Origin of the sequence: Corynebacterium sp. HMSC035E02 (assembly GCF_001836065.1) — a bacterium.
Lineage (GTDB): Bacteria > Actinomycetota > Actinomycetes > Mycobacteriales > Mycobacteriaceae > Corynebacterium > Corynebacterium hiratae.
Genome location: NZ_KV827330.1, coordinates 68,058 through 87,246 on the forward strand (window position 1 = coordinate 68,058; position 19,189 = coordinate 87,246).

Here is a 19,189-nt window from a genome sequence, read left to right on the forward strand (position 1 = left end):
GGGCGTAGCCCACGGTGTTGGCGCAACGGTTTCAGCGAAACATCCAGCAGCGAAGGGTAGGCTCGGCAGCATTGTGAGAAGAGTGCTCTAGGCCAAAGACAACCTAAGGAGATGGATGATGAAAAAGCTCGTCAACTCGCCGGACAACGTAGTAGCCGAATCAGTAGAAGGCTTCGCGTTAGCCCACGGTGACATTGTGACTCGCAACACGGAACCGCTGTTTGTTGCCCGCGCACAGAAGAAAGAACACGGCAAGGTGGCTATTGTCTCCGGTGGTGGTTCTGGGCACGAGCCTTTGCACGCGGGTTTCGTTGGTTACGGCATGCTGGACGCGGCGGTGCCGGGCGCCATGTTTACGTCGCCTACACCGGATGCAATCCAAGCAGCCACCGAAGCGGTAAGTGCTGGGGCGGGCGTTCTTTACATCGTCAAGAACTATACCGGCGATGTTCTCAACTTTGATACGGCAGCCGAGCTGGCTGACTTCGATGATATTGAGGTCAGCCAGGTCATCGTCGACGATGATGTCGCGGTGGAGGATTCTACGTTTACCGCCGGACGCCGCGGCGTGGCAGGAACCTTGTTGGTAGAGAAGCTGGCAGGTGCCGCAGCCGAGCGCGGCGATGATCTTGCTGCGGTGACAGCGGTGGCTAAGAAGGTAGTGGAGAATACCGCGACCATGGGCGCGGCACTGAGCGCCTGCACGGTGCCGCACGTGGGCAAGCCCTCCTTCGACCTTGGGGAAGACGAAGTCGAACTCGGCGTGGGTATCCATGGCGAGCCGGGCCGCAAGGAAATTCCACTGGTTTCTGCCGATGACGTTACTGATCACCTACTCGACCCCGTCTTGGCAGATCTTAAGCTGAGCGAGGGGGAGCGCACCATCGTCGTTGTCAATGGCATGGGCGCCACCCCGGCCTCTGAGCTGTACGTGGTCTACCGCCGCGTGGCCCAGCGTCTCCAGCAGGCTGGCATCGCCATTGAGCGCTCCCTCGTGGGTAACTTCGTCACCAGCCTGGACATGGCTGGGTGCTCTGTTACCGTCATGCGAGCGGACGACGAGGACCTCGCGCTTTTCGACGCTCCCTGCCACACCTCCGCACTACGCCAAGGAATGTAACAATCTAACTATGACGAATTCTGAAACTCTTTCAAGCGCGTGGGCACAGGAATGGATGAAAAGCTGTGCCGAAGCCGCGCGTGAACACCGTGAGGAGCTCATCGAGCTCGACCGTGTCATCGGCGATAGCGACCATGGAGAAAACGTCGATCGTGGCTTCCGCGCCGTCGTGGACAAGGTTGCTGCGGATATCTCTTCGGATGACTCAACGGTCGCTGACGTACTCAAACTAACCGCGAAGACTCTCATGTCCACCGTCGGCGGAGCCTCCGGCCCTTTGTTGGGTACCGCCTTCTTGCGTGCGGCGAAGGCCGCCGGCACCGGTGACATTGATGCCTCTACGACGGCTACGCTTATTGAGGACGCCCTCCAAGGAATCATGACCCGCGGAAAAGCAACGGAAGGGGAGAAGACCATGGTCGATGCCTGGGCGCCAGCGGCGCGCGCTGCCCGCGACGCCGCCGATGCTGAACAGAGTCCCGCTAAGGTCTTGCGCGCGGCTGCCGACGCGGCCGCAGCCGGCGCGGACGCTACTATCCCAATGGTTGCGACGAAGGGACGCGCTTCCTACCTAAGCGAGCGCTCTGCCGGGCACAAGGATCCGGGTGCCGCCTCCTCGGCGCTTTTCCTCGCTGCGGCTGCTGAGGCCGCCGAGACTACTGGGAAGGGGGCGTAGAGCATGGCACAGCCGCGCGTTGGACTTGTTCTCGTTTCGCATTCGGCGAAGCTCGCAGAAGGATTGGCTGAGCTGGCCGCCCAGATGGCCGCTGATGTCACCATCCTTCCTGCGGGTGGCTTGGAAGACGGCAGTATCGGAACGTCCTATGACTTCATCGAGGGCGCTATCAGCCACGCTATAGGTCAAGGACTCAGCGTTGTCGTGCTCACGGACTTGGGTTCGGCCACGATGACCGTCGAGTCGGTTCTTGAGTTTCTGGACGAAGAACAAGCACTGTTCGTTGACGCCCCACTGGTCGAGGCCACTATCGCTGCGGCAACCGCCGCCCAGCAAGGCGATGATCTGGGGGCAGTTGCTGACGCCGCTAGACGAGCTATCGAGGCTTTCACTCCTCAGCAGCCTGCTGATCCCGGGACTGTGCGCGAGCAAGACCAAGAGGAAGATCCACATCGATACTCGCTGACTGTGACCATTGCCGATGAAGCAGGACTCCATGCCCGTCCCGCGTCCAAGATCGCTGAAATGGCGGCTGAAGCAGAGGGCGATATCGTCCTTACCTATAACGGTGAGGCGGTAGAAGCAGACTCCGCGATGATGCTGATGTCGCTCGGTGCTTGCCAGGGCGCATCGGTGACCATTAGCGGAGATGTCTCCGATAAGGAGGTCATCGACCGGATTGCCACGGCCATCGAGCTGGGGCTCGACGGTTAGAAGCGTGCCCCGAATGGTGCGGCGTGCGGGCACCGTCCCCCGCATGAAAGGACGCTTCCACTGCCTTCGAATAAGGTAAAGGCAGCGTCCTAGTTGAGTTCTCTTGAAAGCGGGGAATCCATGAACCAGCCCGATTACGTACAGGCTTATCCGAATACTTCCCCTTACTCCTCTGCGGGGTCGTACACGTCTCCGATAGAACACCCTTCCACGCCGAATCCCCTCGCGCCGTGGGTACTGGGGCTGGCGGTGCTTCCGCCACTCGTCATCATCGTGCTGACGCTCTTGTGGGGTGCAGTGGGATTCTTGTCGTCGATGCTGACGATCTTTACCGGTTGGTGCGCGGTGGGGCTGGGGATCGTGGCGCTCATCCTCGGATCAGGGCGAAGCCCGGAGCATAGGCGAACCGGCATCACAGTGTCCGGGATGATCATCGGATTCTGTTGGAGTTGTATCGCACCGTTCGTTCCCATGGCCATGATGGTGGTCATGGGACTCAATCCCTAGAGCCGCTAGGAACCCCAGAGCCCTGGAACATACAGAAAGAAAAGTGGCGGCGAGGAAATCTTTCCTCGCCGCCATTGTCGTGTCCGCGGGCTTAGTCGAGATAGTCTCGCAGCACCTGGGAGCGCGAAGGGTGGCGCAGCTTGGACATGGTCTTGGACTCGATCTGGCGAATACGTTCGCGGGTGACACCATAGACTTGGCCGATTTCGTCTAAAGTGCGCGGCATGCCATCGGTGAGGCCGAAGCGCAGGCGAACCACGCCGGCTTCACGTTCAGACAGGGTCGTGAGCACGTCCTGCAGCTGGTCTTGCAGCAAGGTGAAGGAGACCGCGTCGACAGCAATGACAGCCTCGGAGTCCTCGATGAAGTCACCCAGCTGGGAGTCACCCTCATCACCGATGGTCTGGTCCAAGGAGATGGGTTCACGAGCGTACTGCTGGATTTCCAGCACCTTTTCCTCGGTGATGTCCATTTCCTTCGCCAGCTCCAGCGGCGTGGGCTCGCGGCCCAAATCCTGCAGCAGCTCTCGCTGGATGCGGCCCAGCTTGTTGATGACCTCGACCATGTGCACAGGAATGCGGATGGTGCGTGCTTGGTCTGCCATCGCGCGGGTAATAGCCTGACGGATCCACCAGGTGGCATACGTGGAGAACTTGTAGCCCTTGGTGTAGTCAAACTTCTCAACAGCACGGATGAGACCCAAGTTGCCCTCCTGGATGAGATCCAAGAAGGCCATGCCGCGGCCGGTGTAGCGCTTGGCCAAGGACACCACGAGACGCAGGTTTGCCTCGAGAAGGTGGTTCTTCGCCTTGCGGCCATCACGAGCGATGGCACGCATGTCACGCTTTTCCATGGGGGAAAGCTTGGCGGCCTTGTCGCCTTCGGCACGGGCCTTTTCCATCTCATCCATGCGGTACTGAGCGTAGAGGCCAGCCTCGATTCGCTTGGCGAGGGAGACCTCTTGCTCGGCATTGAGCAGGGCGACCTTACCGATTTGCTTCAGGTAGGCGCGGACAGAGTCTGCCGACGCGGTCAGCTCCGCATCTTTGCGGGCTTGGCGCAGGGCTGCGGACTCATCCTCGTCCCAGACCGAGGAACCATCGTCCTCGTCCTCATCAGCGTCGTCGCCCTCGAGGTCATCATCGTCGTCGCCGAACTCGTCTTCATCATCCATCTCGGCGTTGTCCGGATCGAAATCGATATCGGCATCGTCAGTGGTGTCGGCGTCCAACTCGTCGGTCTGATCCTCGGCGAGATCCTCGGAAGACTTGGCAGCTTCAGGCGACGTTGCCTTTGTGGCTGCTGACTTACGCACAGTCTTCTTGGCCGCCTTTTTTGTGGCCTTTTGTGCAGACTTGCGAGTGGTCTTCTTTGTTGCCTTCTTGGCCGTCTTTTTAGCCGTTTTCTTGGCTGTCTTTTTGGCTGTCTTTTTCGCGGTTTTCTTGGCCGTTTTCTTAGTGGTCTTTTTTGCCGTCTTTTTGGCGGTCTTCTGTGCAGGTGCAGATGCCTCGGAGGTGCTCTCGCCCGCGCCGAGTACCTGGTCTGAAGAATCAGTGGCTGCCACGTACGCCCTTTCGACTTGCTCTCTGAGTGGAAACTATGGGGACGCGCAAGTTAGTCGCGACTAGTCCCCGATGCTAGCCCGCCTCCGAGATGAGCAGGGGAGGCGCGCCGCTGGATATTGGATAATCGACAGCCCAGTATAGATCATTTCTTGCACTAGGCGGTGACTGGGGTCAACTCGGAAATGCTGGCCCCCGGTTGCCTTATGGGCGAATACCTTCTTGTGCTGCCATGGCTGCGCCTACTATACCGGCGCGATTGCGAAGCTGAGCTGCAACGACGGGCGTTTCGATGCGGAGGTGCTCTCCCCACTTGTCAAACTTGCGGGAAATTCCTCCGCCGATGACGAAGGCTGAAGGGTTAAACAGGGCCTCATACTCGTGGAGTACGCGGTTGACGCGCTTCGCCCACTGCTTGGTTTTGAGCCCCTCGCGGTCCTTGACGGCTGAAGAAGCTTGGTGCTCCGCCTCCTTCTCGCCAACGATGAGGTGCCCAATCTCCGTATTGGGGAAAAGCTGGCCATCTAGCAGGAAAGCGGAACCAATACCAGTGCCCAAAGTGAGGAAGATGACGGGGCCGGAGCGCGCAATCTCGTCGCCATAAGCCACCTCGGCGAGGCCGGCCGCGTCGGCGTCGTTAAGCACGGTAAAAGGAACGTCGAGGTATGAGCTCAACAATTCCTGTGCATCCGTGCCGATCCAGGATTTATCAATGTTTGCCGCGCTGCGGATTACCTGGTCCTTTACCACCGCTGGCATGGTAATGCCGACGGGACCGTCCCAGTTCTTCTCTTCGATGATCTGGGCAATCACCTTGGCGACGGCGTCCGGCGTTGCGGGCTGGGGAGTAGCAATCTTGAGGCGGTCACCAACGAACTCTCCCGTTGCGAGGTCGACTTCGGCACCCTTGATGCCAGAGCCTCCAACATCGATGCCGAAGGCGTGGCCTTCGTGCTGCGGGCTCGGTTTCGTGTCCTGGTGCTGTGATTCATGGGCGGTCATACCGACAGTCTATGTGGGCCCGCGCGATGATGCGGCATGATCCGAGGGATGAAAAGGGCAGTAGCGGTAGTGCCGTGCGGTTTGCGGTGCGTGACGCGCTTTTTGGGCTGGCGGTAAGCACAGACTGTGATGAAATTCTTGCGGCCCGCTATAGAGCTGGAATCAGCAGGTCACAGGGGTGAAGGAGGAGTAATAGGGGGTAGGATAGTGCAGGGTTTGGTGCCCCCACGGCGGGGCGAGTGTGACACAGAGGCCAGTCTGGTTTAGGATGCCGTCGATAAATACACATACTTATCGATCTGACTCACAGGGGCAAGCATTATGGCCACGGATTATGACGCACCGCGTCGCCGCGCTGAAGACGACCTCGAGGCCGATTCCCTCGAGGGCCTGAAGGCGGCTGAAAGCGATAACAATGGCATGGATGACGATGGAGAAATCGTCGAGGCCTTCGAACCGCCGTCAGTGGACCTGACCGGTGAAGAGCTCAACGTCACCGTCGTTCCGCGCAAAGAAAACGAGTTCACCTGCTCTGTATGTTTCTTGGTGCAGTCCAACAAGCGCCTTGACCATGAAGAGGACGGCGAGCCAATCTGCATGGACTGCGCCTAGTAGGCCAGTTTCACCGAGGCGTGGCTGAGGCCTTAATTCAAGCCTTAATTGCTGCGCCTTGTAGCTGCTGCGGCCTGCTCGGGGACAAAGGCTGCGAGGAGTTTTTCGGGGTTGGTGGATCCGATGAGCCAGTAGGGCGTTGGATCTTCGGGGTCATCGAGGACGAGCATGACGTGTTCGGGTACCCAGCCGTGTGTGACGAGGAAGGCAGCCGGATCGAGCTGTGGACCGAGCGCGTTGCGGCGTGCAGTGGCCGGCACCACGGTACTGCGGGCGACAACATCGTTCGGCAGCTGCGCGTCCTTGACGGTGAGCCACCGTGTGCCGTCGGCATCCTGTTCCACCTGCACCACCGTGTTGGACCATGTCAGCAGGACCCACGCGGCGATGGCACTGAGCAGGATGGCGGGGACGATGACCCACATGATTCCACGGTTGAGGCTGACTGTGGCGGTGGAGATCGCTACAACAAAGGCCGTCATCAGCCACCAGTACCACGGCACCCATTGGCGCTCACGGTAGAGGATCACTGGGGAAGCGGCTGGTGCCGAGGGGGAAGCAGACGAAGAACTCGAAGTCATGACCTTCGAGTCTAGCCGTCGGGGAAGGGGAGAGCCCAACACGCAGAGTAGGCGCGGCTGCCAGGCTGACGCGGCTTCCAGCCCTGACGGTTGGGGATGGAGGGGACAAGGTAGGCTGGGCCGCGTGAATGAGCAACACCCTCTCGTAGATCCAGTTAGTCCCTTCGGCGACATTCAGGTCAAGCGCCTTGATAAGGAGCTTCCGCTACCGCATCGCGCTCACGGCGGCGATGCGGGCGCGGATCTCTACGCTGCTCACGACGTTACTTTGCGGCCCGGCGAGCGCGCTCTTGTCGGTACGGGCATTGCCCTTGCCCTGCCGATGGGCACGGTAGGCTTGGTCCACCCGCGCTCGGGCCTGGCGGCCAAGCACGGCATCTCCGTCGTGAATACCCCCGGCACCATCGACGCCGAGTATCGCGGTGAGATTAAAGTATGCCTCATTAATCACGACCCAGAGGAGACCTTTGAGGTCACGCGGGGAATGCGTATCGCGCAGTTGATTGTCCAACGCGTGGAGCTGGTGGGCTTCCAGGAAGTCGAGGAACTTGATGACACCGCTCGTGGCGACGGCGGGTATGGATCAACCGGCGTTAACTAAGTTCAACAAAGCAGACACGGAATGAGGAAGGCTTAAACTATGGCGATGTGGCCCTTTGGAAAAAAGAAGAAGAACTCTGCCGTCCACCAGGAAGAGGCGGCTACCGAGGCCGTGGCCGAGGACACCACCACAGTGAACCCGGCAGCGGAGAACGCAAACGATGGCGCCACTGAGGCCGCTCCCGAGCCAACCACTGGTCTTGTCCGTGAGGATGAAGATGATGCTCAAGCTTCTCTAGCCGTGAAGGCTGTGGCTCACGATGCCATCAACGGCGACATGGGTCCCTACGATGGCGATAATGTCGACATCGCTGAGTTTAACTTTGAGGACTTCTCCGTAGGCCTGTTGGATCTGGGCTCACTGCGCATCCCGCTGCCGAAGGGCTCACAGGTCCAGGTGGAGATGGGCCAGGAAGGCCCGCGCATGCTCCACATTCTCACCCCACACGGCCGCATGACCCCAGTGGCCTTTGCCGCGCCGCGCACGCCGGGGCAGTGGGCGGAGTCTGCGGAGGACATCATCAAAGGCTTGGAAGCCGATGGTTTCGCTGCCCACCCGGAGGATGGCCCGTGGGGTTCTGAGATCGTTGGCAGCAGCGAGAAAGGCGGCATACGCATTATCGGTGTGGAGGGCCCGCGGTGGATGTACCGCTTGACCCTGGCTGCACCTGCCGGCAAGGAAGAGGAATTGGCGCAGCTAGGGCGCGAAGTCGTTGCCCGCACCTTTGTCTACCGCGGTGAGGATCCCATCCTGGCTGGCAGCTCCCTGCCTGTCACGCTTCCGCAGCAGCTGGCTGAGCAAGTTCAGCAGGCGCTGAAGGAACGCCAGCAGCAGGCCGCGCAGGCAGACAGCGCGGATAGTGCAGCGGCAGCGGACACGGCCACGGATACAGAGAAGACCGCGGAGTCCCAGGCCCGCGAGCAGTTGCGCGACCTCGAAGACAACGAGAACAAGTAGCGCACTTCAGCCTGCCGGTCCAGACCCCTCCGGCACTACCGAAAAGGACCCCTTAAGCACGTGACCAGCCCTACTCCCGAAGAGCGCGAGCCTTACCGCACCCCGGCGTCTGCGCATGACCACGATAGCGCCGAGCACGCTACTGAACCTGCCCCTGAGCCATCCTCGAATCCTGGCGCCGACATGGCGGCGGAACAAGCGACGGTGTCGCCAGAAGCTGATCCGGAGCCGTCGTTGCTCGACCAGATGGGTGGGCTGACCGGGCTCGTGTCTGCGACCCTGCCCGTGCTGGTTCTCATCCCGGTCAACAACGTCTGGGGGTTGGGGCCGGCGCTTGTTGCGGCACTGGGCGTGGCGCTGGCTATCAGCCTGTGGCGCCTGGCCCGCAAGGAAACCCTGCAACCAGCTTTTTCTGGTCTGCTGGGCGTGGCCATCTGCGCCGGAATCGCGTGGTTTACCGGGGATGCCAAAGGCTATTTCCTCTACGGAATTTGGATGTCGCTCGTGCTGTTCATCGTCGCGATCGTTTCCATTATTCTGCGCTGGCCGCTTGTCGGCGTGGTATGGAAAGGCCTCAACGGTGAGGACATGGGGTGGCGCACAGTGCCACGGGCGCGACGCTCCTATGCCTATGCCACCGCCGGATGGGCGACGGTGTTCATCGCCCGTTTTGCGGTGCAACGCGCGCTCTACGATGCCGATGCCACCACAACGCTTGGTATCGTCCGCATTCTCATGGGCTGGCCGTTAACGGGTATCGTCACCCTCCTCACTATCTGGATGGTGCGCCGCGCGAATGCCGCCGTGGAGGAAGCGCAGGGCGGCGACACTACGTCGCAGGGCGGCGACAACTCTAAGGAGAAGATCCATGACCGCGACTGATCACAACTTTGCGAAAGATCAGAGCGCCGCTGCTGGAAGCCTGAGCAAAGGGCAGTCATTCGACACCACCATCGAACGTATGGGGCACGGCGGTGTCGGAATCGGGGCGGCCCCCGACGGGCGCGTGTGCTTCGTCCCGGGTGCCTTCCCCGGCGACCATGTCACGGTGACTGCGACCAAGGTGAAGAAGTCCTTTGTGGAAGCCGCGCTGAGTTCCGTCGTACAACCTGGGCCCTACCGTGTCGAATCTGCGTGCCCGGCCGCGCAGCGTGGCGCCGGCTGTTGTGACTTCGCTGAGCTCGATCCCGCGGCGGAGCCAGACATCAAGGTCGCAGTCTTGCTCGATCAGCTGCGCCGCGTGGCTCACATCGAGGATGCTCCCGACGTCGAGACCATCGATGTGGCACCGCATCGCGGGTGGCGTACGCGAGTGCGGTTGGGCGTCGACAAGCAGGGCCGTGCTGGTCTGCGCAAGCGTGGCTCCACGGAGCTCGTCACCGACGTTGCGTGCAGCCAGCTGATTCCGGGGCTCGTCGACGGCCTAGTGGGGCCTGATGCCCGTACCTTTAATCCAGGTGCAGAGGTAATCGCGGTCATGGATAGCGACGGCAATAGGCACGTCGTGGAAACCCGGAAGGCGCCGCGGGGGCGGCGAATCGAGACCATTCGAGAGGTCATCGAGGCGCCAACTGAGAACGTGGTGCAGCGTGCTGACGGCCACGAGTTCCGCTTCCCGCCCACCGCTTTTTGGCAGGCGCACGTCGGAGCACCGGACGTTTACACCAGCCTTGCACGCGAGTGGCTCGGCGCAGAAGGCCACGGGAACGGCGGTGAACCTGAGGCAGCGGACGAGTCCGCTGTACATGCAGTGGCCTGGGATCTGTATGGCGGCGTTGGCCTGTTCGTTCCCGCGCTCGCAGAGGTCACCGCACCCCAGGGCGGGCACACGACCGTGTATTCCGTCGATTATTCGCCCGCAGCAGCGGCGCCGCAGCCGGGGCTCGCAGGCATTGACGTGCACTTCCGCACCGCCAAGGTGGAGCAGGTGGCCAGCCAGCTTCCGCAGCCGGCGTCGGTGATTTTGGATCCGCCGCGTACCGGTGCTGGCAACGACGTGGTGGCCGCTGTCGCCGCGGCAAAGCCGCAACGCATCCTGCATATCGGTTGCGATCCTGCTACGTTCGCCCGGGACTTGGCTGCTTGGTCGGAGCATGGTTACCGCGCGAAGCGCCTCGCCATGGTGAATGCTTTCCCCGGGACACATCACTTTGAAACCCTGGCACTCCTGGTTCCACTGGCCTAGGGCGCACAGGGGGCGCCGCGGGAGTGGTCGGGCAATGATTGACGCGTCACGCGTGTCAACGGGTACGGTGGTAAAGAAGAAAACGATCGATGAAGGGGTTTAAGGCAAGCTCTATGGGCATTCTGGATTCCATTCACTCACCAGGCGATCTTAAAGCCCTGAGCAAGACGCAACTGGTTGAGCTCGCGGCGGAAATCCGTCAGCGCCTTATTGAGAAGGTGTCCGCTACAGGCGGCCACCTAGGCCCTAACCTGGGCGTCGTGGAGCTCACGGTGGCGATCCATCGGGTCTTCGATTCCCCGCGGGATCCCATCGTCTTCGACACGTCACACCAGTCCTACGTGCATAAAATGCTCACGGGCCGCGCCTCCCAATTCGATACGCTGCGTCAGAAGGGCGGTTTGTCCGGCTACACGGACCGCGCAGAGTCAGAACACGACTGGACCGAATCCTCCCACGCCTCGGCAGCGCTATCCACGGTGGACGGGCTCTCCAAGGCTTTCAAGATTCGGGGTGAATCCCACCGCAATGCCGTGGCGGTCGTGGGCGATGGCGCCCTTACCGGCGGCATGTGCTGGGAAGCCCTCAACAACATTTCTGCCGACAAGGACCGCAACGTTGTCATCATCGTTAATGACAACGGGCGTTCCTATTCGCCGACGATCGGCGGCCTCTCAGAGAACCTGGGGCGCATTCGTGCGCAGCACGGATACGACGAGTTCATGGCGCTGGGCAAGAAGCGCCTCAAGTCCATGGGTTGGGTAGGCGAGCGCACCTTTGATGCATTGCACGCGGTCAAGGAGGGTGTGAAGTCGACCGTCATGCCCACGGAGATGTTCCCGGAGCTGGGCATCAAATACATTGGCCCGATTAACGGCCACGATATTGAGGCAGTTGTGCGGGCGCTGAGCTACGCCCGCGACTATGACGGTCCCATCATCGTGCACACGGTCACCGAGAAGGGGCATGGCTTTGCTCCTGCGGTCAACGAGCCGAAGGACCAGATGCACTCCACCGGCGCCATCGACCCGGTCACCGGTGTATCCAAGGGACAGAAGCAACCGGGGTGGACTGCGGCGTTCTCGGAAGAATTGATCAAGGCCGGCCACGCCCGCGAGGACATCGTCGCCATTACTGCCGCCATGGCTGGGCCGACGGGGCTAACTCCCTTCCAAGAGGAGTTCCCGGAGCGCTTCTTTGATGTCGGCATCGCTGAGCAGCATGCCATGGCTTCTGCATCCGGTCTGGCGCTGGCCGGGATGCACCCGGTGGTGGCGGTGTACTCTACGTTCCTCAACCGTGCGGTGGACCAAGTCATCATGGACATTGCGCTGCTCAAGCTGCCAGTGACCATTGTCCTCGACCGCGCCGGTGTCACGGGCTCTGATGGTGCTTCACACAACGGTGTGTGGGATATGGCGCTCATGAGCATCGTCCCCGGCATGCGCATCGCCGCCCCGCGCGATGGTGCCCGCCTGCGGGAACTCTTTAACGAAGCCATCGCAATCGAGGATGGCCCGACCGTGGTGCGCTTCCCCAAGGGCAACCTCCTTGATGACCGCGACGAACTCAAGCGGCTCGATGACGGGGTAGACATCCTGAGCTATTCCGATGCTGCTGCCGCTACGGAGGAGGCTACTGATGTGCTTATCGTCGCCATCGGTGCCATGAGCGCGCGTTCCCTGGGTGCAGCTGAGCTGCTCGAAGCCCAAGGCTTCAACGTGACCGTCGTGGACCCGCGCTGGCCGGTACCGGTACCGCAATCCATCATCGCGTTGGCGGCCGATCACGATCTCGTGGTGACGGTGGAGGATGGCATCCTGCGGGGCGGTGTGGGGTCCATGGTGGCCGAGGCCCTCGACGCCGCCGATGTGGACACTCCAGTACACAGGCTCGGCGTACCCGGCTGCTTCCCCAAGCATGCCAGCCGTGGAGAAATCCTCGAGGACTTTGGCTTGACCCCGGAAGGCATTGCGAACTCAGTGCGTGAGTGGGTAGCTGCACGCGACGCTGAGGAGTCTGCTAAGAGCGCGGGCGAGTAGGGCGCATCCGGGCTAACCCGCGCTGCAGGAGCGGCGTGGCCAGTTCGACTTGCCAGTCGCGCGCGCCCTGGGAGCGCAGGAAATCGGGGATATCGGCATCTTCCGCGATCTCCCCCGCGACGCCGCCTTCTGGCCCGAACGCTGCCCACACCGCTGTACGTATCAGACTGGGTTTGAGGATCAGCTCGTAGCTCATGCGCAGTTCGTCACCGAGGTCCTCGAAGTCATGGCGGATCTCGCAGTAGAGCTGCCACAGCTCGGGAAAATCCCGGTTGAATACTGATTTGGAGGGCACCGGGCGGGGGCTGCGCAGCGGCTTTGGCCACTCCTGGCGCGGGCTATCCAGCGCAGTCGTGACGGCATCGAGCCAGCGCAACGTAGCCCCACCGCGGCGGCGGGGGAAACCTTTAATCTGATTGATGTCGTGCGGGGTGCGAGGCACGCGGCGCGCTATGTCCACGAGCACGCGGTGCGGCAGCACCCGGTTGGGGGCGATGTCCTGGGAACGTGCGATGGATTCACGGCGTTGCCATAACTCGCGAGCCACGGCGAGCTGTTCGCGTGTGCGTAGCGAAGACACACCTTTCAGCTCCCGCCACGTTCGAGGCTCAGGGCCGGTAATCCCGGCATGCTCGTCGACGATCCGGTCGAATTCTTCAAAGGCCCAGTCGAGTTTGTCTTCTTCCGCAAGGATGTCTCGCAACGTCACAGCAAGTTCGTTGAGCAGCTCCACATCGAGCGCCGCGTAGTTGCGCCATGTCCGGGGAATGGGTGTTTGGGACCAATCGGAATCGCCGTAACCCTTTTCCAGTTCGACGTCGAACAGCTCCAGCACCATCGCCCCCAGGTTGGGATGCGCAAAACCGGCGAAGCGGGCGGCAAGCTCGGTATCGAACAGTGTTCCGGGGTGTAGCCCCAGCCAGGCCAGACAGGGGAGATCGGAAGGGGCGGCGTGGACTACCCAGTCCTGGCCGTTGAGCACCGGCGCTAGCGCGGAACTCAGTTCATGCCGACGATTCTCCGGGGCAAACAAAAGCGTGCCTGCGCCTTCCCGGCGAATTTGCACTAGAAAGGCGCGGTCATCGAAGCGGTAGGCCGACGCGCGTTCGGTATCAATTGCGAAGGGTCCAGTCCCCGCGGCCAGGCGCGCAGCACCCGCCTGGAACTCACGGGGAGAAAGCAGGACTTTTGGCGTGCCGTCGACGGGGACCTGGCGCAGTTCGCTCATGTTAGCGCCCGAGCTCGGTGACGCCCTCGGGCGGCAGGCCTGCGACGAGAGAAAGCACCTGTGCAAAAGCCTCGACGTGTGGGGCAAGATCCAGGTCGGCTGCAGTCCAGGACGCGCGCATTTCCAACTGATAGGCGCGCGGAGGGCCTCCGATCTCGCCGAAGCGCACCGAAGCAGTCGAGGTGACAGTACCTCCGAGGTTGGTGTGTGTTGCCTCGCGCACGTCGAGGGATTCGGTGAGCCACTCCCAGGCGACGTCGGGAAGCAGCGGGTCCCCGGCTACGGCATCCTCCAAGTCTGCCTGGATGTAGGCCACCAGGCGCATCGCACCTTCCCAGGCTTCCTCAGCGCCTGGGTCGTGCAACAGGATAAGGCGGCCGAAGGCATCACCCTCAGAGTCGGTGGGGATAGCCTCCTCCTGCTCGTGACGCTCAACCTCCAGGCCAATGGCATGGCTGAACGGGGCCAGTCGCTGCGGGGGTCGGATGGTGCCCAAGGTGATTTCTGGGCGCAGCTGCGCAGCGTGGAGGGACTCGACGGCCTCCGTGAAGGCAGCCGGAGTGCTCGGTTCTGCGGGGCGCGATTCGGCGGGAGAGGCGGCGGCGCGATCGTGCAGGTTGGTCGGTGCCCCTGCAAGGTTGCGCGAAGAAACGTCGGAATTGCTCACGGGGATCAAGGTATAAGCTCCGCCCGTGTGGCGGTGGAAGGCGCGCCGAAAGGCTAGTGGCGCGCGAGGGCGTCTCCAACTTATGATGGATAAGAAACTTTGTCGGTTGAAAAAAGGAGAGAGGCATGTCGAAGGTCAACTTCGCCGAGCTCAACAAGGTCCAGCGCTACTCGCAGCACGCGGTGTTCCAGGTCATCCCGGGGGCGCTGGGCACTGAGCGCGAGGAGATCGTCGCGCAGGCGCAGAAGTTCTTCTCTGAGCTCGAGGAAGCAGGCGTGGTTACCGTGCGCGGTATCTACGATCTGTCCGGAATGCGGGAGAGCGCTGACTTCATGATCTGGTGGCACGCTGAGGAATTCGCCGACATCCAGAAGGCCTTCGCGGACTTCCGCCGCGAGACCGTCCTGGGCCAGGTCTCTGAGGTGACGTGGGTAGGAAACGCCTTGCACCGCCCGGCGGAGTTCAACAAGTCCCACCTGCCGTCCTTCATCATGGGCGAGGAGCCCGGTGAGTGGATTTCCGTCTACCCCTTCGTGCGCTCTTACGACTGGTACACCATGGACGAGGAAAAGCGCCGCCGCATCCTCATGGAGCACGGCATGCAGGCGCGTGATTATCCGGACGTGCGCGCGAACACCGTGCCGGCCTTCGCGCTGGGTGACTACGAGTGGATCCTGGCCTTTGAGGCCCCGGAGCTGCACCGCATCGTGGATCTGATGTACCTCATGCGCTACACCGAGGCGCGCCACCACGTGCGCGAGGAGATTCCCTTCCACACCGGTCGCCGCGTGAAGGATGTGGCTGAGCTCATCGCGATTTTGCCTTAAAGGGTCGTTATAGCGCCGGAAGCCGGTTGAGGGTTTAGTCCTCGACCGGCTTTTCTTCTAGGTTGAGGCAGATGGAATTGATGCAGTAGCGCAGGTCCGTCGGCGTATCGTATCCCTCGCCTTCGAAGACGTGGCCTAGGTGGGACTCGCAGTTGGCGCACAGCACTTCAATGCGGCGCATGCCCAGTGAATTGTCCTCGCGCTCAATGACGGCGTTGCCAGCCAAAGGGGAGAAGAAGGACGGCCATCCGCAGTGCGATTCAAACTTTTCCGTGGAGCGGAAGAGCTCGGCGCCGCAGGCTCGGCAGGAGTACACGCCTTCGGTGGTGGTGTTGGTGTATTCGCCGACGTGCGGTGCCTCGGTGCCGGCCTCACGCAGGACGTGGTACTCCTCAGGACTCAGGCGCTGGCGCCATTCGGTATCGGCAATGAGCTTGAAATCAGTCATGCGGGAATCTTATCGCTCGACTGAGCTTGCCGGCTAGCCCCTCGTTCCGCGCTCCACCAGCCGGCCACGGAGGCAGCGGTCACGACGATGAGCAGGCCCCACCCGATGGTGGCGATGAACACGCTCATCCAGTGCGCGGCGGTGGGCATGCTGGACGACGTCCACTCGAGCGGCGCCAAGAATAAAAATGCGGCCAACCATGCTCCCCACGTGTGGAAGACCGAGCGGCCCAGCACCACCGTAAACAGCATTGGGATAAGCCACATGGAGTAGTATTGCTGTCCCAAGGAGGAAAGGAAGAAGATCCCGACCATGATGGCACCACTTGTGCTCAGCGCCCAGAAGGTCGGCTCGCTGTCGCGCCAGCGCAGCAGACCGAGGATCGCCACTGCGGCTAGCGCCGCGAAAAGGATCCAGATGGGGTAGTAGATGACGCCGGGGAGATCGAAGTAAGCGCGCACGCCCGGCCATGAGGCGTTGGCGTAGTCGCGCGTGGTGGACAGGTAAGGAAGAAGGTTGGCGCGGAAGCCTTCCGCGCCCGGAACGAACGGCCATGCAGCAACGTTGCTCCCCAGCGGTATAGCCACGCCCAAACCTAAGGTGAGCCAGCGTTTGCGCACCAAGGCGAGGAAGAGCAGCGGGGCAAATTGTGGCTTGACCAGAATTGCCAGACCGATGCACAGCCCGGCGGCCCATCCGTGCTTGTCCAACAAGACCAGAAACGCCACCATCGCGAGCAGCAACAAGCCATTGATGTTGGTAAAGACCAACGTGTTGATGACTGATTCGGTAGCGAAGGCTGCGGCGATGCTCACCGGTAACAGCGGGCCCCGCAGGCTGTGACCTACGAAGCGGGTCAGCAGAGCCAAGGCAGCGACGATGGCAGCGGCGTTGGCCAGAATGAAGGCGATGCGCGCGTGTTCCTCAGACACGAGTCCTAAGGGAGACAGCAGGACGGTGGCCCCTGGGTTATACAGGTAGAGCGGTTCCACGAAGGAATAGTTCTGTTCATAAACCGGGTTGCCTTCCCACAACCTCCGGATCGCGCGGTAGACGGTGCCGAAGTCATCAGTCACCGAGCCGTTAACAGCGAGCACGAACACGCGGTGAAGGACTAAAACGATGGCGGCGGGCCAGGCGGCGGCCGTCCACAGTCGCGCGGAAGCTGGGGATGAGGGAGCCGGAGAAGTCACGGCAGCAAAGTTTACGGGGTTTGTGCGCGCCGGTAGCGCAGAAACACCGTGCTGTCGACGGTGTCGACGTTCTCCAGCTCGAGCTTGAGCGCGGGGGAGGTGGCCTCGCCGTCGACGACGGGCTTTTCGACGGAAGGGGAAAGGTGCGGATCGAGCGTCAGATAAAGCTGGTCGACGAGGCCTTCTGCGATAAAGGCGGAATAAACGGATGGGCCACCTTCGCAACTGATGCGGCGCGCGCCTAGAGCGTGAAGAGCTGAAACAGCCTCGCTCATGGTTCCGGTACCTGTGCTGATGACTTCGGCGCCGGCGTCGGCCAAGCGCTGTGCCTCGGGCGAAGACGCGCGCTCTGCCGGGGTAAGCACGATGGGGCCTGCGGCAATGAAATCCTCGAAACCGGCAAATTCGAGGGAGTGGCTAAGCACGGCGAGGCGCGTGCTTGTCGACGGCCCATATTCCTCCGCCTTCACCGTGGCTGAGCCGACGACGGCAATATCGGCCCACTCGCGTAAAGCCGCGAAGAGCTCGGCGTCAGTGTCGTTACCCATGGGGCCGGAAGTGCCATCGATGGTGGCGGAGCCGTGGAGCGTACTCACCGCAATCAAGCGGATTCCTTCTCGGTCTGGCCCCAGTAGGCGTTCTGTCAGCGCAGTCTCACTCATGGCGCCCCACGGTACCTCAAAGGGCGGTTACCGCCTGGGGAGGTGGATCTCATGCCATTAGGCGCGCTGGAGCCGCCAAGCGCTGAAGCGCAGCGCGCAGGCTCCCCAATGAAGCAATAAGAGCACCAAGAGAACGAAGGACAACCGGTGCCAGCCTTCATCCCATGAACCTAGGCACAGTGTTCCGACCGGGAAGGTCGAGCCCCACCAGCCGGGGCTGTAGGGAGTCCACTCGAAGACCGCTCGGTAGAAGCAGTACATTGCGAATGCGACGCAGGGTGCTCCAATGATGAACATGATGATGCCGTAGAGGTGGGCGTCAAAAAGCAGTGTCGAGGCCGCCGTTGACTGTCCAACCACGCCGAGCGGGATCCACGCTGTCCCTGCAGCTGCCCCGCGCGGCCTATCTCGGCGTTGTGCAAGGGACCAGTAACAGTAGGCGAAGAGTGGAATTGCGGTGATGAACGTGAGGAAGAAGCATAGCTCGCCGGCAAAGTGGTAGAACTGCCCGTGGTTCATAGCCAACTGACCTGCGGAGGTCGCCGCCACCATGGGAGAAACAAGTGCCAGGCCCCAAGGAAAAGCGGGCTTGTCGTAGAGGTGCGGCTGTTTGAACAACCCCCATAGCTGCCACAAACAGACCACCACCGATAGCGGTGCACCAATCCACCAACTTGCCAACTGGAAGGCATCGCTTCCGGTAAGCGCGGTCCATGCCGAGCCGCACGCCAGCAGCCCCATCGTGTACATGCCCCACGCCGCCATGTTCTGGTGCCGGGGAGGCTCATTCTTCGTCCCCGCGGTAAAAATCACCAGCAGCACCGCTGCGATAAAAGCGAAGACGAACTGCGCTACGCCTAAACCATGCAACCCCGACAAAGTCGATGCAATCGAGGTACCCATCAAGGCGCCGGCCCAGGCCGGGCCACACTTTGGCAACCGCACAAAATCACCCTATTCCTGCACTTGTTGCTATCGAACCCTTATGGAGCAATCGGATAAGTGTGCGAGGGGGGGCAGGTTCAATGTCATGCAGTCTTGTGTAACCGTGCCGTGTCCCCAACGCGTCGAGGTTTTCGTCTAGCCCTTGTGGCCAAGATGAGGCACAATGAGAAAACGCCCCCGCGAGAAACCATTAATGTAGATTTATAATCCACATAGTATCCACGCGAAGGCTTGTGCCACATGCTGCAGGTCTCTGACCTGCAGTTATGATGGTGGTTCTAGCTGGGATTGAACCAGCGACCTTTCCGGTGTGAACGGAACGCTCTCCCACTGAGCTATAGAACCTCGGTGCAGCACTTAAGGTACACCGCGCGTGTAGTAACCCCCTAATCGTCCAGCTCAAACGCGCTTTAAGCTGTATGTGTGGGCGCTGGCTGTCGTGGTGGAATCGGTAGGGGGTCTCTTGTTGTCATCGCCGCCGCTCGCTGTAACTGCAGTCTCAATCACACTGATGTAATCCGCAGGCTTTGGGGAGTCTGGGGATTAGTGCCGTGGGCTGCGGATTTGGAAACTACGGCGGCGCACGATAAAGTTTCTTCTCGCACCACGGCATACCGGCCGGGAACGTGCAATGCGGATGTAGCGCAGTTGGTAGCGCAT

The 19,189-nt window shown here is 61.4% G+C and carries 20 protein-coding genes and 1 tRNA gene; 11 read left to right on the forward strand and 10 right to left on the reverse strand.

The window, feature by feature from the left end; translation table 11 throughout:
• Positions 1 to 118: 118 nt before the first annotated feature.
• From dhaK to HMPREF2635_RS13245, 4 genes are all read left to right on the forward strand, one after another.
• Positions 119 to 1,120 (forward strand): dihydroxyacetone kinase subunit DhaK, encoded by a 1,002-nt coding sequence (dhaK, locus tag HMPREF2635_RS03745; protein ID WP_070513136.1) that lies wholly within the window; start codon positions 119 to 121, stop codon positions 1,118 to 1,120.
• Positions 1,121 to 1,130: 10 nt separating this feature from the next.
• Complete coding sequence (gene dhaL / locus HMPREF2635_RS03750; protein WP_070821290.1) at positions 1,131 to 1,796, forward strand: dihydroxyacetone kinase subunit DhaL; 666 nt, start codon at positions 1,131 to 1,133, stop codon at positions 1,794 to 1,796.
• Positions 1,797 to 1,799: 3 nt separating this feature from the next.
• On the forward strand, positions 1,800 to 2,510 hold the full coding sequence (dhaM, locus tag HMPREF2635_RS03755; protein WP_070821291.1) for a dihydroxyacetone kinase phosphoryl donor subunit DhaM: 711 nt from the start codon (positions 1,800 to 1,802) through the stop codon (positions 2,508 to 2,510).
• A 93-nt stretch (positions 2,511 to 2,603) separates the two neighbouring features.
• Positions 2,604 to 3,017 carry a hypothetical protein gene (locus HMPREF2635_RS13245; protein ID WP_141761679.1) on the forward strand — a complete coding sequence of 138 codons (414 nt, stop codon included), beginning with the start codon at positions 2,604 to 2,606 and terminating at the stop codon, positions 3,015 to 3,017.
• Between the two features lie 91 nt (positions 3,018 to 3,108).
• Here the strand turns inward: HMPREF2635_RS13245 and HMPREF2635_RS03765 are convergent, their stop codons facing one another.
• Entirely contained in the window at positions 3,109 to 4,581 is a 1,473-nt protein-coding gene (locus HMPREF2635_RS03765; RefSeq protein WP_070821293.1) for an RNA polymerase sigma factor, read from the reverse strand.
• Between the two features lie 202 nt (positions 4,582 to 4,783).
• Positions 4,784 to 5,581 (reverse strand): polyphosphate--glucose phosphotransferase, encoded by a 798-nt coding sequence (ppgK, locus tag HMPREF2635_RS03770; RefSeq protein ID WP_046648180.1) that lies wholly within the window; start codon positions 5,579 to 5,581, stop codon positions 4,784 to 4,786.
• A 321-nt stretch (positions 5,582 to 5,902) separates the two neighbouring features.
• Here ppgK and HMPREF2635_RS03775 point away from each other — a divergent pair, with 321 nt between their 5' ends.
• Positions 5,903 to 6,193: a DUF4193 domain-containing protein gene (locus tag HMPREF2635_RS03775; protein ID WP_070513154.1), complete on the forward strand. Its 291-nt coding sequence runs from the start codon at positions 5,903 to 5,905 to the stop codon at positions 6,191 to 6,193.
• Positions 6,194 to 6,237: 44 nt separating this feature from the next.
• On the opposite strand, the gene HMPREF2635_RS03780 is transcribed toward HMPREF2635_RS03775, so the two are convergent.
• On the reverse strand, positions 6,238 to 6,774 hold the full coding sequence (locus tag HMPREF2635_RS03780; protein ID WP_070821294.1) for a DUF3093 domain-containing protein: 537 nt from the start codon (positions 6,772 to 6,774) through the stop codon (positions 6,238 to 6,240).
• A gap of 124 nt (positions 6,775 to 6,898) precedes the next feature.
• On the opposite strand from HMPREF2635_RS03780, the gene dut reads away from it, so the two are divergent.
• The 5 genes from dut to dxs all read left to right on the forward strand — a co-directional run bounded on the left by dut (position 6,899) and on the right by dxs (position 12,559).
• Positions 6,899 to 7,375, forward strand: a complete 477-nt coding sequence (gene dut, locus HMPREF2635_RS03785) for a dUTP diphosphatase (RefSeq protein ID WP_070516901.1) — start codon at positions 6,899 to 6,901, stop codon at positions 7,373 to 7,375.
• Positions 7,376 to 7,414: 39 nt separating this feature from the next.
• Positions 7,415 to 8,332, forward strand: coding sequence for a DUF3710 domain-containing protein (locus tag HMPREF2635_RS03790; RefSeq protein ID WP_070821295.1), 918 nt, complete (start codon positions 7,415 to 7,417; stop codon positions 8,330 to 8,332).
• 183 nt (positions 8,333 to 8,515) lie between these two features.
• Positions 8,516 to 9,214 (forward strand): DUF3159 domain-containing protein, encoded by a 699-nt coding sequence (locus HMPREF2635_RS03795; protein WP_118783626.1) that lies wholly within the window; start codon positions 8,516 to 8,518, stop codon positions 9,212 to 9,214.
• Positions 9,201 to 10,517 (forward strand): class I SAM-dependent RNA methyltransferase, encoded by a 1,317-nt coding sequence (locus tag HMPREF2635_RS03800; protein ID WP_070821297.1) that lies wholly within the window; start codon positions 9,201 to 9,203, stop codon positions 10,515 to 10,517. The genes HMPREF2635_RS03795 and HMPREF2635_RS03800 overlap by 14 nt, the downstream gene beginning before the upstream one ends.
• 113 nt (positions 10,518 to 10,630) lie before the next feature.
• Positions 10,631 to 12,559 carry a 1-deoxy-D-xylulose-5-phosphate synthase gene (gene dxs / locus HMPREF2635_RS03805; protein WP_070513166.1) on the forward strand — a complete coding sequence of 643 codons (1,929 nt, stop codon included), beginning with the start codon at positions 10,631 to 10,633 and terminating at the stop codon, positions 12,557 to 12,559.
• Here the strand turns inward: dxs and HMPREF2635_RS03810 are convergent.
• Both HMPREF2635_RS03810 and HMPREF2635_RS03815 read right to left on the reverse strand, forming a co-directional pair.
• Positions 12,540 to 13,787, reverse strand: a complete 1,248-nt coding sequence (locus HMPREF2635_RS03810; protein WP_070821298.1) for an HRDC domain-containing protein — start codon at positions 13,785 to 13,787, stop codon at positions 12,540 to 12,542. The genes dxs and HMPREF2635_RS03810 overlap by 20 nt on opposite strands.
• 1 nt (position 13,788) lies before the next feature.
• Positions 13,789 to 14,454: a DUF3000 domain-containing protein gene (locus tag HMPREF2635_RS03815; RefSeq protein WP_175973075.1), complete on the reverse strand. Its 666-nt coding sequence runs from the start codon at positions 14,452 to 14,454 to the stop codon at positions 13,789 to 13,791.
• Between the two features lie 125 nt (positions 14,455 to 14,579).
• Between HMPREF2635_RS03815 and hemQ the strand changes: the two genes are divergently transcribed.
• A complete protein-coding gene (hemQ, locus tag HMPREF2635_RS03820) occupies positions 14,580 to 15,281 on the forward strand; it encodes a hydrogen peroxide-dependent heme synthase (protein WP_046648171.1) in 702 nt (233 codons plus the stop codon).
• Between the two features lie 34 nt (positions 15,282 to 15,315).
• Here hemQ and msrB read toward each other — a convergent pair whose 3' ends face one another.
• The 5 genes from msrB to HMPREF2635_RS03845 form a co-directional block, all read right to left on the reverse strand.
• Entirely contained in the window at positions 15,316 to 15,729 is a 414-nt protein-coding gene (gene msrB, locus HMPREF2635_RS03825; RefSeq protein ID WP_070547092.1) for a peptide-methionine (R)-S-oxide reductase MsrB, read from the reverse strand.
• On the reverse strand, positions 15,726 to 16,922 hold the full coding sequence (locus tag HMPREF2635_RS03830) for a glycosyltransferase family 87 protein (protein WP_070821299.1): 1,197 nt from the start codon (positions 16,920 to 16,922) through the stop codon (positions 15,726 to 15,728). Before HMPREF2635_RS03830 ends, msrB begins: the two co-directional genes overlap by 4 nt.
• 11 nt (positions 16,923 to 16,933) lie before the next feature.
• Entirely contained in the window at positions 16,934 to 17,584 is a 651-nt protein-coding gene (locus tag HMPREF2635_RS03835; RefSeq protein WP_049157483.1) for a dihydrofolate reductase family protein, read from the reverse strand.
• Between the two features lie 57 nt (positions 17,585 to 17,641).
• Positions 17,642 to 18,529 (reverse strand): TDT family transporter, encoded by an 888-nt coding sequence (locus tag HMPREF2635_RS03840; RefSeq protein WP_070821300.1) that lies wholly within the window; start codon positions 18,527 to 18,529, stop codon positions 17,642 to 17,644.
• Positions 18,530 to 18,799: 270 nt separating this feature from the next.
• Positions 18,800 to 18,874: transfer RNA gene (locus HMPREF2635_RS03845), tRNA-Val, on the reverse strand.
• Positions 18,875 to 19,189 lie beyond the last annotated feature (315 nt).

Excerpts from the sequence above, each read along its gene's own strand:
- hemQ (WP_046648171.1), top strand. The coding sequence starts at position 14,580 with ATGTCGAAGGTCAACTTCGCCGAGCTCAACAAGGTCCAGCGCTACTCG.
- HMPREF2635_RS03835 (WP_049157483.1), bottom strand. The coding sequence starts at position 17,584 with ATGAGTGAGACTGCGCTGACAGAACGCCTACTGGGGCCAGACCGAGAA.
- HMPREF2635_RS03795 (WP_118783626.1), top strand. The coding sequence starts at position 8,516 with ATGGCGGCGGAACAAGCGACGGTGTCGCCAGAAGCTGATCCGGAGCCG.
- msrB (WP_070547092.1), bottom strand. The coding sequence starts at position 15,729 with ATGACTGATTTCAAGCTCATTGCCGATACCGAATGGCGCCAGCGCCTG.
- HMPREF2635_RS03780 (WP_070821294.1), bottom strand. The coding sequence starts at position 6,774 with ATGACTTCGAGTTCTTCGTCTGCTTCCCCCTCGGCACCAGCCGCTTCC.
- HMPREF2635_RS03810 (WP_070821298.1), bottom strand. The coding sequence starts at position 13,787 with ATGAGCGAACTGCGCCAGGTCCCCGTCGACGGCACGCCAAAAGTCCTG.
- dhaK (WP_070513136.1), top strand. The coding sequence starts at position 119 with ATGAAAAAGCTCGTCAACTCGCCGGACAACGTAGTAGCCGAATCAGTA.
- dhaM (WP_070821291.1), top strand. The coding sequence starts at position 1,800 with ATGGCACAGCCGCGCGTTGGACTTGTTCTCGTTTCGCATTCGGCGAAG.
- dhaL (WP_070821290.1), top strand. The coding sequence starts at position 1,131 with ATGACGAATTCTGAAACTCTTTCAAGCGCGTGGGCACAGGAATGGATG.
- dxs (WP_070513166.1), top strand. The coding sequence starts at position 10,631 with ATGGGCATTCTGGATTCCATTCACTCACCAGGCGATCTTAAAGCCCTG.
- HMPREF2635_RS03800 (WP_070821297.1), top strand. The coding sequence starts at position 9,201 with ATGACCGCGACTGATCACAACTTTGCGAAAGATCAGAGCGCCGCTGCT.
- HMPREF2635_RS03790 (WP_070821295.1), top strand. The coding sequence starts at position 7,415 with ATGGCGATGTGGCCCTTTGGAAAAAAGAAGAAGAACTCTGCCGTCCAC.
- ppgK (WP_046648180.1), bottom strand. The coding sequence starts at position 5,581 with ATGACCGCCCATGAATCACAGCACCAGGACACGAAACCGAGCCCGCAG.
- HMPREF2635_RS03775 (WP_070513154.1), top strand. The coding sequence starts at position 5,903 with ATGGCCACGGATTATGACGCACCGCGTCGCCGCGCTGAAGACGACCTC.